General features: G+C 61.6%; 11 protein-coding genes. 2 read left to right on the top strand and 9 right to left on the bottom strand.

From position 1 onward, the window contains the following. The first annotated feature begins 2 nt into the window (after positions 1-2). Both K0H47_RS08235 and K0H47_RS08230 read left to right on the top strand, forming a co-directional pair. Positions 3-1,496 (top strand): sensor domain-containing diguanylate cyclase, encoded by a 1,494-nt coding sequence (locus K0H47_RS08235; RefSeq protein ID WP_219272348.1) that lies wholly within the window; start codon positions 3-5, stop codon positions 1,494-1,496. Between the two features lie 51 nt (positions 1,497-1,547). Further along, a complete protein-coding gene (locus tag K0H47_RS08230; RefSeq protein ID WP_219272347.1) occupies positions 1,548-3,053 on the top strand; it encodes a diguanylate cyclase in 1,506 nt (501 codons plus the stop codon). Between the two features lie 109 nt (positions 3,054-3,162). Here the strand turns inward: K0H47_RS08230 and lpxC are convergent, their stop codons facing one another. The 9 genes from lpxC to murD form a co-directional block, all read right to left on the bottom strand. Beyond that, positions 3,163-4,074, bottom strand: coding sequence for a UDP-3-O-acyl-N-acetylglucosamine deacetylase (gene lpxC / locus K0H47_RS08225; protein WP_003171886.1), 912 nt, complete (start codon positions 4,072-4,074; stop codon positions 3,163-3,165). A gap of 112 nt (positions 4,075-4,186) precedes the next feature. After that, positions 4,187-5,383 (bottom strand): cell division protein FtsZ, encoded by a 1,197-nt coding sequence (ftsZ, locus tag K0H47_RS08220; protein WP_010170471.1) that lies wholly within the window; start codon positions 5,381-5,383, stop codon positions 4,187-4,189. A 65-nt stretch (positions 5,384-5,448) separates the two neighbouring features. Next, positions 5,449-6,711, bottom strand: coding sequence for a cell division protein FtsA (ftsA, locus tag K0H47_RS08215; protein ID WP_003216224.1), 1,263 nt, complete (start codon positions 6,709-6,711; stop codon positions 5,449-5,451). Between the two features lie 15 nt (positions 6,712-6,726). Then, on the bottom strand, positions 6,727-7,593 hold the full coding sequence (locus tag K0H47_RS08210; RefSeq protein WP_029615882.1) for a cell division protein FtsQ/DivIB: 867 nt from the start codon (positions 7,591-7,593) through the stop codon (positions 6,727-6,729). A 4-nt stretch (positions 7,594-7,597) separates the two neighbouring features. Then, positions 7,598-8,554, bottom strand: coding sequence for a D-alanine--D-alanine ligase (locus tag K0H47_RS08205; protein ID WP_010170475.1), 957 nt, complete (start codon positions 8,552-8,554; stop codon positions 7,598-7,600). After that, positions 8,551-9,996: a UDP-N-acetylmuramate--L-alanine ligase gene (gene murC / locus K0H47_RS08200; protein WP_219272345.1), complete on the bottom strand. Its 1,446-nt coding sequence runs from the start codon at positions 9,994-9,996 to the stop codon at positions 8,551-8,553. Before murC ends, K0H47_RS08205 begins: the two co-directional genes overlap by 4 nt. Further along, positions 9,989-11,059 carry an undecaprenyldiphospho-muramoylpentapeptide beta-N-acetylglucosaminyltransferase gene (gene murG / locus K0H47_RS08195; protein WP_063027212.1) on the bottom strand — a complete coding sequence of 357 codons (1,071 nt, stop codon included), beginning with the start codon at positions 11,057-11,059 and terminating at the stop codon, positions 9,989-9,991. Before murG ends, murC begins: the two co-directional genes overlap by 8 nt. After that, positions 11,049-12,272: a putative lipid II flippase FtsW gene (ftsW, locus tag K0H47_RS08190; RefSeq protein WP_063027210.1), complete on the bottom strand. Its 1,224-nt coding sequence runs from the start codon at positions 12,270-12,272 to the stop codon at positions 11,049-11,051. The genes murG and ftsW overlap by 11 nt, the downstream gene beginning before the upstream one ends. Further along, positions 12,269-13,615, bottom strand: coding sequence for a UDP-N-acetylmuramoyl-L-alanine--D-glutamate ligase (gene murD / locus K0H47_RS08185; protein ID WP_219272343.1), 1,347 nt, complete (start codon positions 13,613-13,615; stop codon positions 12,269-12,271). The genes ftsW and murD overlap by 4 nt, the downstream gene beginning before the upstream one ends. Positions 13,616-13,621 lie beyond the last annotated feature (6 nt).

The following is a 13,621-nucleotide window of genomic DNA, read 5'->3' as shown; positions in this document are numbered from 1 at the left end:
CCATGAGTCAACGCCGCACCTTCACCCCGCCTGCACGCCCGGAGCTTTTGCTGATTCTGGGTAGCGGCCTTACCGTCATCCTGATCGTGATCATCGTTGCCGTACTGCTGACTCGCGAACACACCAGCGCCCTGCTGACGGCCCAGCGCTCCACCACCAATATCACCCAGTTAATCAACGCCGATGTGTTACGCAACGTCGAACTCTACGACCTGGCCCTGAACGGCCTGATTGTCGCGACCACCCGCCACGACTTACCCCAGGTCTCGGCCGACATCCTGCATATGGTGCAGTTCGACCAGTCCACGGCCGCCCCTTTCAAAGGCGAGGTCCTGCTGCTGGACAAGGTCGGCGCGGTCACCGCCGACTCCTCTACGCTGAAGCCCACGCCACGCAATTTCGCCAATCGCGACTATTTCCAGATCCACCAGCAGAACCCCAACGCGGGCTTGTTCATCAGCCGGCCCTTCAAGATTCGTTGCGAGTGCGATCAGGTCTGGCGTATTGCGTTCAGCCGTCGGGTGCCCGGGCCCAATGGCGAGTTTGCCGGTGTGGCGGTGGCGACCATGCGCCTGGCGTATTTCGACCAGCTGTTCAATAGCCTGACCATCGGCAGCGGCAGCAGCATCAACCTGCTGAACAACGACGGCATTCTGCTGGCCCAGCAGCCTCCGCTCGAAAGCGACATGATCAACAAAGACCTGAGCATGCGGCCAAACTTCAAAAGAATGCTGCGCGAAGGCAGCGGCAGTTTCAGCGGTCTCTCCTCCATCAGTGGCAAGCAACGGCTGTACACCTTCACCAGCGTCGGTGCGCTGCCGCTGATTGTGGTGGTGGCGCTGTCCAACGATGACGTGTTTGCCGCCTGGAGACGTGCCACCGTGCTGATCAGTGGCGCCACCGGTGTGCTGTGTATAGGCCTGCTGTGGCTGACCTGGATGCTGCGCCGGGAACTGCGCCGCCGCTATCGCGCCGAGAAGGTGTTGTCGGAACTGGCGGCCACCGACGCCCTCACCGGCTTGGCCAACCGCCGCACCCTCGACCAGCGCCTGCGCCTGGAATGGGAGCGCGCACAACGCTCGGGCGAGCCGGTGGCCTTGCTGATGATCGACGTCGACCACTTCAAGGCCTTCAACGACCGCCATGGCCACCAAGGCGGTGACGAGGCGCTACGCAACGTCGCCCGGGTCATCGGCAGCAATATTCGTCGCCCCGCCGACCTGGCGGCCCGTTACGGCGGCGAAGAGTTCGCAGTGATCCTGCCGGATACCGACCGCGACGGAGCGAGCACCATCGCCGAGCATATCCGCAGCGCGGTGGAGCACTTGCCACCAGCGGACGGAGACGCGTTGTCGATCACTGTCAGCATCGGCCTCAGTACCTGGGACAAACGCCGCCGTGGTTCACTGGAAGAGCTGCTGCTGAGTGCCGACCGGGCGCTGTATGACGCCAAGCACTCCGGGCGCAACCGCACGGTTCACAGCCAGGCCACATGAGCCGTTATCAGCAACTACGCTAAGGGCATCCTCGAAGCAGAAGTACGCCCGATGAGCCCAAGCACCACCCGCCCGCCCCGCCCGACCCACCGTCCGGAGCTGCTGCTGATCATCGGCAGTTGCGTCACGGTGCTGCTGATCATGTTGGTAGTCGCGGTGTTGCTGACCCGCGAGCACGCCAACACCTTGCAGGCGGCCCAGCGCACGGCCAATAACATCACCCAACTGATCGATGCCGACGTGCTGCGCAACGTCGAGCTGTACGACTTGTCGATCAAAGGCCTGATCGCGGCCACCGAACGCAGTGATTTGGCCGGAGTATCGGCCAGCATCCGCCACCTGGTGCTGTTTGATCGATCGGAAGCGGCGCCGTACAAGGGTGACATCCTGCTGCTGGACAAGAACGGCGAGGTGATTGCCGACTCCTCGCTGCTGACGCCCAAGGCTGCCAACTTCGCCGACCGTGATTACTTTCAGGCCCACCGGCAGAATCCCGACCTGGGCCTGTTCATCAGCCGGCCCTTCATGGCGCGCTGCGTGTGTGACGACCAATGGCGCATCGCATTCAGCCGCAGGGTCTCCGGACCCGACGGGCGATTCCTCGGGGTGGCCGTGGCCTCCATGCGCCTGTCGTATTTCCAGCAACTGTTCCGCAGCCTGAATATCGGCAACGACAGCACCATCAACCTGATCAACCAGCAAGGCATCCTGCTGGCCCAACAGCCGTTGCTGGAACGGGACATGATCGACAAGGACCTCAGCCAACGCCCCAACGTCGCGCGCATACTGAAAGAGCGCGATGGCAACTTTCGTGGCACGTCCAGTGTGGATGAGGAGAACCGCCTCTATACCTTCTCCACGGTGGGGAATTTACCGCTGATCGTCGTGGTGGGCCTGTCCACGGATGACATATTCGCACCCTGGCAGCGTGCGGCGCTATTGATCAGCGGGGCCACCGGGGTTTTGTGCATTGGCCTGCTGTGGCTGACCGGGATGCTTTGCATGGAACTGCGCAGGCGCCACCGCGCCGAGCAGGTGCTGTCAGAACTGGCAGCCACCGATGCGCTCACCGGCCTGGCCAACCGCCGCACCCTGGACCAGCGCCTGCGCCTGGAATGGGACCGTGCCCAGCGTTCAGCCGAACCGTTGACGGTGCTGATGATTGATGTGGACCACTTCAAGGCGTTCAACGACCGACATGGCCATCAAGGTGGCGACGAGGCATTGCGTGCGGTGGCGCAGGTGATCGAGGGCAATATCCGCCGCCCTGCCGATCTCGCGGCCCGATATGGCGGCGAGGAATTTGCGGTGGTGCTGCCGCATACCGACAGCCAGGGGGCGCTGGTGATTGCTGAACATATCCGCAGCAGTGTCGAACACCTGCCGCGGGTGGGCGGGGATACGGTGCCGATTACCGTCAGCATTGGCCTCAGTACCTGGACCAAAAACAGCCGCACCACGCTGGAGGAATTACTGCTCAACGCCGACCAGGCGCTGTATGAGGCCAAGCATACCGGGCGTAATCGCGTTGTTGATGCCTGCGCGTTAAAGCCGTGACGCGGAGCGTCACAGGAGGCGTTCCCACGCAGAGCGTAGGGAACGATCAGGCATAAAAAAAGGCCACCCGAAGGCAGCCTTTAAAAACAAAAGGAAAGAGAGTTGTTACTTACACCGCCGCGACGGGACGCATGTAAGAGATCGGTGCGGTGCTGGCATCTTCGAAGGTCACGACTTCCCAAGCATCTGTCTGCTCAATCAACTTGCGCAGCAGCTGGTTGTTAAGGGCGTGGCCCGACTTGAAGCCTTTGAACTCGCCTATCAGGCTATTGCCCAGCAGGTAGAGGTCACCGATTGCATCGAGGATCTTGTGCTTCACAAATTCGTCTTCATAGCGAAGGCCGTCTTCGTTCAGTACACCATCCGCGTCGACCACAATGGCGTTTTCAACGCTGCCGCCGAGTGCGAGGTTGTGCTTGCGCAGGTACTCGATGTCACTCATGAAACCAAAGGTACGGGCGCGGCTGACTTCTTTTACGAACGAAGTGCTGGAAAAATCCACGCTTGCACTTTGTGTGCGGTCACGGAATACCGGGTGATCGAAATCGATCTCAAAGCTCACTTTAAAGCCTTCGAACGGGACGAAGGTGGCGCGCTTGTCGCCGTCTTCTACTGTCACTTCCCGCAGAATGCGAATGAACTTCTTGGCTGCGTCCTGTTCTTCCAGGCCGGCAGATTGAATCAAGAATACGAAGGGTCCGGCGCTGCCATCCATGATTGGGACTTCGGACGCGGAGAGCTCGACGTAGGCGTTATCGATGCCCAGACCGGCCATGGCCGAGAGCAAGTGCTCCACCGTGTCCACTTTGACGTCACCGTTGACCAACGTGGTCGACATCGTGGTTTCGCCAACATTTTCCGCGCGAGCAGGAATCTGCACCACAGGGTCCAGGTCGGCACGAACAAACACGATGCCGGTGTCGACAGGTGCGGGCTTGAGGGTCAGGTATACCTTCTCCCCGGAGTGCAGACCTACACCTGTGGCACGGATAATATTCTTCAGGGTGCGTTGTTTAATCATGGCTTGGACCGCTTCAGCGCAAATTGCGAACTGGTATCAACAAAGGCTGGCGATAATAGCAGACCAGACCTTTGCTGAACACCAATCACCTTCATAGCCCTGATACATTCCATTAATCGGCCTGACGACGCAGGAAAGCCGGGATGTCCAGGTAGTCCAGGTCATCTTGCGGATTCGGGCTACGGGATGCAGCAGCACCGGCCTGAGCCTGGTTGCGCATCACGGTCGGACGATCCAGGTCACGATAGTTCACAGACGGCAGTTCCTGGCGCGCAGGCGCTGGAGCGGCAGCTTGCTGGCTGGCGTGGCTGGTATGGACGGTATTGTCGATGACCTTTACAGGCTTCTCGATTTTTGCACCCAGGCCGGTAGCAACAACGGTCACGTGCAGTTCGTCGCGCATGTCCGGATCGATAACCGTACCGACCTTGACCATGGCGTGCTCGGAAGCGAAGGCTTCGATGATGCTACCCACGTCGGAGTACTCACCCAGGGACAGGTCAGGACCGGCGGTGATATTCACCAGGATGCCGCGTGCGCCTTGCAGGTTCACGTCTTCCAGCAACGGGTTGCGGATGGCCGCTTCGGTAGCTTCACGTGCACGGTTCGGACCGCTGGCGCAGCCAGTGCCCATCATCGCCATGCCCATTTCGCTCATCACGGTACGTACGTCGGCAAAGTCGACGTTGATCATGCCCGGACGCTTGATGATGTCGGAGATACCGCGAACGGCACCGGCCAGTACATCGTCAGCCTTGGCGAAAGCCGACAGCAGGCTGGCGTCCTTACCGAGGATGGTCAGCAGCTTCTCGTTGGGAATGGTGATCAACGAGTCGACGCTTTCGGACAGCAGACGGATGCCTTCATCGGCGATCTGCATGCGCTTGCGACCTTCGAACGGGAACGGACGGGTCACGACGGCAACCGTCAGGATCCCCATTTCCTTGGCCACTTCGGCAATGATCGGCGCAGCACCGGTACCGGTACCACCGCCCATGCCTGTGGTGATGAACACCATGTTGGTGCCTTGCAGCACTTCAGCAATGCGCTCGCGGTCTTCCAGAGCGGCTTGACGGCCGACTTCCGGGTTCGCGCCGGCACCCAGGCCCTTGGTCACGGCTGTGCCCAATTGCAGGATGGTGCGTGCACCGATGCTTTTGAGGGCCTGGGCGTCAGTGTTGGCGCAGATGAATTCAACGCCTTCAATGTTGCTCTTGACCATGTGGTTGACAGCGTTGCCGCCGCCACCGCCGACGCCGATCACTTTGATGACCGGGCTTGCGGGGATGTTGTCTACGAGTTCGAACATTTTCCCTCTCCTTTCATTTCTCTAGTTTTTTCGCCTACTACTTGAAACGGTGTTGCGGTAAATCTTTAGAAATTGCCTTTCACCCAAGCCTGCAACCGCTCGAACAACGGTGCTTTCGCTTCGTCGTCGCTTCTGTAGCTGTCGCGGTTGCTCGGGCCCGACAGGGAAATGCCGTCGGTCTGCTTTTGCAGCCCGTACAACAACAAGCCCACACCGGTGGAATAAATCGGGTTGCGCACCACGTCGCCCAGGCCTTTCACGCCATGGGGCACGCCCAGGCGGACCGGCATGTGGAAGATTTCCTCGGCCAACTCGACCGCGCCTTCCATCTTCGAGGTGCCACCGGTCAGCACGATGCCGGCCGGGATCAAATCTTCGTAGCCGCTGCGGCGCAGTTCAGCCTGGATCAGGGTGAACAATTCGTCGTAGCGCGGTTCAACCACTTCGGCCAACGCCTGGCGCGACAGTTCGCGCGGTGGACGGTCGCCCACGCTCGGCACCTTGATGGTTTCACCGGCACCGGCCAGCTTGGCCAGGGCGCAGGCGTAACGGATCTTGATTTCTTCGGCGTACTGGGTCGGGGTGCGCAACGCCATGGCGATGTCGTTGGTCACCTGGTCACCGGCAATCGGGATCACGGCGGTGTGACGGATCGCACCCTCGGTGAAGATCGCGATGTCCGTGGTGCCGCCGCCGATGTCCACCAGGCACACGCCCAGTTCTTTTTCGTCGTCGGTCAGTACCGAGTAAGCCGAAGCCAACTGCTCGAGAATGATGTCGTCGATTTCCAGGCCGCAGCGGCGCACGCATTTTTCAATGTTCTGTGCAGCGTTGACGGCGCAGGTCACCACGTGAACCTTGGCTTCCAGACGGACGCCCGACATGCCCAAAGGCTCGCGAACGCCTTCCTGGTTGTCGATCACGTAGTCCTGCGGCAGCGTGTGCAGCACGCGCTGGTCAGCCGGGATCGCCACGGCTTGCGCTGCGTCGAGTACCCGCTCCAGGTCCGCCGAGCTGACTTCGCGGTCGCGGATCGCCACGATGCCGTGGGAGTTCAGGCTGCGGATGTGGTTGCCGGCAACACCGACGAATGCCGAGTGAATCCGGCAACCGGCCATCAGCTGCGCTTCTTCGATGGCGCGCTGGATCGATTGCACGGTGGATTCAATATTCACCACCACGCCCTTCTTCAGGCCCCGGGACGGATGCGTGCCGATTCCGACGATTTCCAGCGTGCCGTCGTCCGCGACCTCGCCTACCAGCGCCACCACTTTGGAGGTGCCGATATCCAGACCGACGATCATTTTGCCGCTTTGCACGTTTGCCATGGGTCCTGCCTCTTCTTAATTCTTCGCGACAGCAGGTTGCGCTGCCGTGGGCGCCGCAGGGGCCCGCCAGCCGACGGCAAGGCCGTTGGCGTAACGCAGGTCGATGCTCGCAATGTTCGTAATCTGTTCTTTCAAGGTCTTTTCATAGATGGCGATAAAACGGCGCATCTTTTCCACCAGGTTGCCGCGTCCCAGCAACAACTCGATGCCCGGGCCGGAACTGCCTGCACCCGTGGTCAAAAACCAGCTCCCCCGCTCACGCAATTCCAGTCGCGCAATCGAGAAGCCCAACGGCCGCAGCATCTGGCTCAACGCCTGGTACTGCTGCATCACTTGCTGCTGCGCCCGCTGCGGCCCGAACAACTGCGGCAGGTGCTCGTAATTCGCCACTTCGCGAGGTGCAAACGCCTGGCCCTGGTTGTTCAACAACTGTCCATCGCCCCAACGGGCCACAGGCAGTTGTTCTTCCAGGCGGATCGTTACCTGATCCGGCCACACGCGACGAACTTCGGCGTGGGCAATCCATGGCATCTGTTCCAGCTCGGAACGCATGCCTGCCAGGTCGATGGTGAAGAAGCTCGACGCCACAAACGGGGCGATTCGCTGCTGCACGGCTTGCTGGCTGATGTAGCTCAAATCGCCCTGCACACTGATCTTGGTGATCGGCCGGTCGGCATACGGCAACAGACGCTGGGCGCCTTCGTACGTACCAAACCCCAACGCCACCAGGATCACCGGCCAGAACAAAGCCTTCAGAAAACCAAAGTTGGCTTTCGGCATGCGCGCCGACATCGGCTCTTTAGCCACCATTCGGCTGGCACCACGCGGCACCGGCTTGCGGCCGGGAGCGGGTTGCTGATGACGAAGCGATGCGCCGTTCATGGTCTTAGCCTCGAGGCTCAATGCTTGCTGCCAGGATCGCCAGCACCAACTGCTGGAAATCCAAACCGGCTGCACGAGCGGCCATAGGTACCAGGCTGTGATCGGTCATCCCGGGTGCGGTGTTGACTTCAAGGAACCAGAAATTCCCTTGGTCATCCTGCATCACGTCTGCCCGCGCCCAACCGGCGATACCCAGCGCCTCACAGGCTTTCGCCGTGAGGTCCATCAATTCCTGTTCCTTGGTTGCGTCGAGGCCACACGGGATCCGGTACTGAGTATCGGAAGCCACGTACTTGGCGTCGTAATCATAAAAGGTGTGGGGCGTGCCCAATGCGATAGGCGGCAATACCTGGCCACGCAGCGTAGCGATGGTGAACTCGGGACCTTGAATCCACTGTTCCACCAACACTTGCGAATCGTAGGTACTGGCCGCTTTCCATGCGTCAATCAATTCGGCGGCTGAGTTCACTTTAGCCATGCCGATACTGGAGCCTTCATGGGCTGGTTTGACGATCAAAGGCAGGCCCAGTTCCTTGGCTGCAGAAATACAATCGTCTTCGCTGCACAGCACGCTGTGACGCGGGGTCGGAATACCCAGGCTGTGCCACACCTGCTTGGTGCGCAACTTGTCCATGGCCAGTGCCGAAGCGAGGATCCCGCTGCCGGTGTACGGAATGCCCAGGCATTCCAGCAGGCCCTGCATGCTGCCGTCTTCACCGCCACGGCCGTGAAGAATGATGAAGGCGCGATCGATTTTCTCGGCCTGCAGGCGCGACAGGAAGTCATCGCCCACGTCGATGCCGAACGCATTCACGCCGGCACTTTGCAGCGCTTCCAGTACGGCATTGCCGGACTTCAGCGACACTTCACGCTCAGCACTTTTGCCACCGAACAGCACCGCAACGCGGCCGAAGTCGGCAGGTTGAATGGTGGAGAACAGGGAGCCGTAGTCAGTGGTCATTTCGACTTCCCCTGTCGGGCGGCAAACAGCGGGCTCGCCAGCAATTTAGGGGCGAGCCCGCCGATATCACCGGCACCCTGGCACAGCAGGATGTCGCCGGCACGCAGCAGCGGTTTGACGATTGGCGCGAGGTCCACACCGCGTTCGATGTAGATCGGGTCCAGTTGGCCCCGCTGACGGATGCTGTTGCACAGCTTGCGGCTGTCGGCACCCGGGATCGGTTCTTCACCAGCCGGGTAGACTTCCATCAGCAGCAACACGTTGGCGTCAGCCAGTACATTGACGAAGTCGTCATACAGGTCGCGGGTACGGCTGTAGCGGTGCGGCTGGTACACCATCACCAGGCGGCGCTCTGGCCAGCCACCGCGCACGGCCTTGATCACTGCGGCGACTTCGGTAGGGTGGTGACCGTAGTCGTCCACCAGCATCACGTTGCCGCCGTCCACCGGCAGTTCGCCGTAGACCTGGAAGCGACGACCCACACCGGCAAAACCCGACAGGCCTTCGACGATGGCTTCATCGCTGACGCCTTCGTCGGAGGCGATGCAGATGGTCGCCAGAGAGTTGAGTACGTTGTGGTTGCCCGGCATGTTCACCGAGACATCCAACGGCTCGCGGTCAGGGCGCAGCACGGTGAAGAAGGTCTGCATGCCCTGCTGGCGCACATTGATTGCACGCACGTCGCAGTCTTCGCTGAAGCCGTAGGTCACGGTCGGACGCTTCACCAGCGGCAAAATTTCGCGCACCACCGGATCGTCCAGGCACACCACGGCCAGACCGTAAAACGGCAGGTTGTGCAGGAACTCGACAAAAGTTTTCTTCAGTTTGTTGAAGTCACCGTCGTAGGTCGCCATGTGGTCGGCGTCGATGTTGGTCACCACGGCCACCAGCGGTTGCAGGTGCAGGAAGCTGGCGTCGCTTTCATCGGCTTCGGCGATCAGGTAGCGGCTGGTACCGAGCTGTGCATTGGTGCCGGCTGCATTCAGGCGGCCACCGATCACGAACGTCGGGTCCAGGCCACCGGCGGCGAACACCGAGGCGATCAGGCTGGTGGTGGTGGTCTTGCCATGGGTACCGGCGACGGCAATGCCGTGGCGGTAGCGCATCAGTTCGGCCAGCATCTCGGCGCGCGGCACCACGGGAATGCGGCGCTCAAGGGCTGTGGCCACTTCCGGGTTGGAGGTGTTCACGGCACTGGAGACCACCAGCACATCGGCTTCGGCGGCGTTCTCAGCGCGGTGGCCGATAAAGATTTTCGCGCCAAACGATTCCAGGCGCTCGGTGACTGGCGACATTTTCAGGTCGGAGCCGGACACCTGATAACCCAGGTTCAGCAACACTTCGGCGATCCCGCACATGCCCACGCCGCCGATACCGACGAAGTGGATGCGACGGATGCGGCGCATTTCCGGTTGTGGCATGGCTTTCTGATTCTCAACCATGGGCCACCTCCAGGCAGATATCGACCACGGTGCGGGTTGCGTCAGGTTTGGCCAGGCGGCTTGCGGTGCTCGCCATGCTGTTCAGTCGTTCCGGTTGCATCAAAACCTCGGTCAGGCGTGCGGCCAAATCGGCGGCGCCAGTCGTTCTTTGCGGCAGCAGGAAGGCAGCGCCCTCCCCGGCCAAATATTCGGCGTTGCGGGTCTGGTGATCGTCGATCGCGTGGGGCAAAGGCACCAGCAAGGACGGCAGACCGGCGGCAGCCAGTTCACTGACGGTCAACGCACCTGCGCGACAGACCACCAGGTCGGCCCAGCCATAGGCTTGGGCCATGTCTTTGATGAAGGGCTGCACATTCGCCTCCACACCCGCTTCGCGGTAGCGCGTGGCGGTCACTTCATCGTGGTTCTTGCCGGCCTGATGGAAGATCTCGGGGCGCAGCTCCTCAGGGAGTTGCGACACCGCTTCAGGCAGCAATTTGTTCAAGGGTTCGGCGCCCAGGCTTCCGCCCAGTATCAACAGGTGCGCCTTGCGACCGGCCAACGGCTGGCGGGCGATGTCCATGAACAGTTCTGTACGCACCGGGTTGCCGGTGGTACGCAGCTTGTCCGCAGCCCCAAAGGTCTTCGGAAACGCCTCGCACACCCGGGCAGCCAAGGGCACCAGCAGGCGGTTGGCGGTGCCGGCCACGGCGTTCTGCTCATGGACGATCACCGGCACACCGGCGAGTTTTGCCGCGACACCGCCAGGGCCGGTCACGTAACCGCCAAAGCCCAGCACGCATACCGGCTTCACTTCACGGATAACCTTGCGCGCCTGCCACACCGCCTTGAGCAACACGAACGGCGCCTTGAGCAGGGACAGCTTGCCCTTGCCACGCAGGCCGGTGACGTTGATCAAATGCAGTGGCAAGCCGGCATTCGGTACCAGATCGTTTTCGATGCCGCGCGGCGTGCCGAGCCAATGCACGGTGTAGCCGCGGTTCTGGAACTCGCGGGCACAGGCCAGCGCCGGGAACACGTGACCACCGGTGCCGCCTGCCATGATCAGCACGTTAGCGCCCATGGTTCGGCTCCTCGGCGAAGTCACTTTCGCTGAACTCCATCTCTTCGCTGCCCAGGTGGGTTCGACTCTCCCACTCGATGCGCAGCAATAACCCGAGACAGGCGCAGCAAATCACCAACGAACTGCCGCCGTAACTGAGGAACGGCAAGGTCAGGCCCTTGGTCGGCAGCAGGCCGACGTTCACCCCGATGTTGATCAGGAACTGGCCGATCCACAGGAACGACAAGCCGTACGCCACGTAAGCGGCGAAATATTGCTTGGCCTTTTCAGCCCACAAACCGATGTACATGCCGCGTACACACACGAATACGAACAGCGCGACGGTGCACAGCGAGCCGACCACGCCCAGCTCTTCGGCGAGTACCGAGAACACGAAGTCGGTGTGGGCTTCCGGCAGGTAGAACTGCTTCTGCACGCTGTTGCCCAGGCCAACCCCCAGCCACTCGCCGCGACCGAAGGCGATCAACGCCTGGGTCAACTGGTAGCCGGAACCGAACTGATCGGACCACGGGTCGGTAAAGGTAATCAGACGCGCCATCCGGTAGGGTTGCGCCTGCACCAGAATGGTCACAGCGGCCACCGCCAGCACCACCATCAAGGTGAAGCGGAACAGGCCCACCCCACCGAGGAACAGCATCGCCGCCGCTGCCCCCATCATTACGACGGTGGCACCGAAGTCCGGCTCCATCAGCAACAGGCCGGCCATCGGCAACAGCACGATGAACGGCTTGAAGAAGCCCATCCAGCTTTCGCGTACTTCTTTCTGGCGCCGCACCAGGTAACCGGCGAGGTAGATCACCACGAACACCTTGGCGATTTCCGACGGCTGCACGTTGAACGCACCGAAGCCGATCCAGCGCATCGAACCGTTCACCTCACGCCCGATGCCGGGCAGGATCACCATGATCAACAGGCCGAACGCGCCCACCAGCATCAGCCAACCCAGGCGCTGCCAAGTGGCAATCGGGATCATCATGGTGACGATGCACGCACCGAGACCGATCACCAGGTACACCAGGTGACGGATCATCATGTACAGGGTGTTGCCAGACTGCACGGCGGCCACTTCCGAGGACGCCGAGGTAATCATTACCAGGCCAAGACCCAGCAGTGCGAGGCAACCGGCAAGCATCGGGAAATCCAGGTCGATACCGCGCCCGGTAATGATCGGCGACGGGTACGGCTTGATGATGTTCCGGAAATTGATACTCATGCCAAGGCCTCCACGGCGCGGGCGAACAGCTGGCCGCGCTCTTCGTAGTTCTTGAACATGTCGAAACTCGCGCAGGCAGGCGACAGCAGCACCACATCGCCCGGCTGAGCCAAGGCTTTGGATTGGGCGATGGCATCGTCCAGGGACTGCGCGCGCACCTGCGGTACGGCGTCGCCCAGGGCATCGGCGATCAAGCCGGAATCGCGGCCCATCAACACCACGGCGCGGCAGTGGGCAGCGACCGGGCCTTTAAGGTCCTTGAAGTCGGCACCCTTGCCGTCGCCACCGGCGATCAGCACGACCTTGCCTTGAATATCGGCCCCCAAACCTTCGATGGCAGCCAGTGCCGCACCGACGTTGGTGGCCTTGGAATCGTTGTAATAGCCGACGCCGTCGAGGTCGCGAACCCACTGGCAGCGATGCTCAAGCCCGGCGAATGTGCGCAGGGCCGACAGCATTGCGTCGAACGGCAAGCCCACCGCGTGACCGAGTGCCAGCGCCGCCAGGGCATTCGCCTGGTTGTGCGCACCACGGATTTTCAGTTCACGCACCGGCATCAGGTTCTGGAATTCGAAGGCCAGGTATTTCTCGCCGTTCTCTTCCCGAAGACCGAACGCCTTGAAGTCGGGTTTGTTCAGGCCGAAGGTCCAGCACGGCAGACCTTCGCCGATCAGCGGACGGCTCAGGGCATCCTGACGGTTCACCACCACTTGCCGCGCACCACGGAAGATCCGGTGCTTGGCCAGGTGATAGGCCGGCAGGCCACTGTAGCGGTCCATGTGGTCTTCGCTGACGTTGAGCACGGTGGCCACTTCGGCGTTGAGCTGGTCGGTGGTTTCCAGCTGGAAGCTCGACAGCTCCATCACGTACAGCTCGACGTCGTCGTTGAGCAGGTCCAGCGCCGGCGTGCCGAGGTTGCCGCCCACGGCCACACGCTTGCCGGCCGCAGCTGCCATCTCGCCCACCAGGGTGGTGACGGTGCTTTTGGCGTTGGAACCGCTGATGGCCACGATCGGCGCCTTCGCGTTACGCGCGAACAGCTCGATATCGCCGGACAACTTCACACCACGGGCCGCCGCCGCTTGCAGGGCCGGGGTCGCCAGGGCCAGACCGGGGCTCACGTAGAGCTCATCGGCACGGCACAGAAACTCGACATCCAGCTCGCCACAACGCACTTCCACGTGCGGGTAGTCACGGCGCAGCGTGACCAGCTCCGGTGGATTTTCCCGCGTATCGGCCACGGCAAACGACGTGCCCCGGTTCGCCAGGAAGCGAACCAGGGACATGCCGCTCTTGCCGAGGCCGACAACGATGCGGAAGTGGTCTGAAGCGATCAGGGACACTCGTTT

The sequence above is a fragment of the Pseudomonas sp. Xaverov 83 genome, from assembly GCF_019352905.1.
GTDB lineage: Bacteria > Pseudomonadota > Gammaproteobacteria > Pseudomonadales > Pseudomonadaceae > Aquipseudomonas > Aquipseudomonas yamanorum.
This window is presented reverse-complemented; position numbering and strand designations above follow the sequence as displayed.

Bases quoted from the DNA above. Each gene is read 5' to 3' on its own strand.
- ftsA (WP_003216224.1), bottom strand. From the start codon at position 6,711: ATGGCAAACGTGCAAAGCGGCAAAATGATCGTCGGTCTGGATATCGGC.
- K0H47_RS08205 (WP_010170475.1), bottom strand. From the start codon at position 8,554: ATGACCACTGACTACGGCTCCCTGTTCTCCACCATTCAACCTGCCGAC.
- K0H47_RS08235 (WP_219272348.1), top strand. From the start codon at position 3: ATGAGTCAACGCCGCACCTTCACCCCGCCTGCACGCCCGGAGCTTTTG.
- ftsZ (WP_010170471.1), bottom strand. From the start codon at position 5,383: ATGTTCGAACTCGTAGACAACATCCCCGCAAGCCCGGTCATCAAAGTG.
- murC (WP_219272345.1), bottom strand. From the start codon at position 9,996: ATGGTTGAGAATCAGAAAGCCATGCCACAACCGGAAATGCGCCGCATC.
- murG (WP_063027212.1), bottom strand. From the start codon at position 11,059: ATGGGCGCTAACGTGCTGATCATGGCAGGCGGCACCGGTGGTCACGTG.
- lpxC (WP_003171886.1), bottom strand. From the start codon at position 4,074: ATGATTAAACAACGCACCCTGAAGAATATTATCCGTGCCACAGGTGTA.
- K0H47_RS08230 (WP_219272347.1), top strand. From the start codon at position 1,548: ATGAGCCCAAGCACCACCCGCCCGCCCCGCCCGACCCACCGTCCGGAG.
- K0H47_RS08210 (WP_029615882.1), bottom strand. From the start codon at position 7,593: ATGAACGGCGCATCGCTTCGTCATCAGCAACCCGCTCCCGGCCGCAAG.
- ftsW (WP_063027210.1), bottom strand. From the start codon at position 12,272: ATGAGTATCAATTTCCGGAACATCATCAAGCCGTACCCGTCGCCGATC.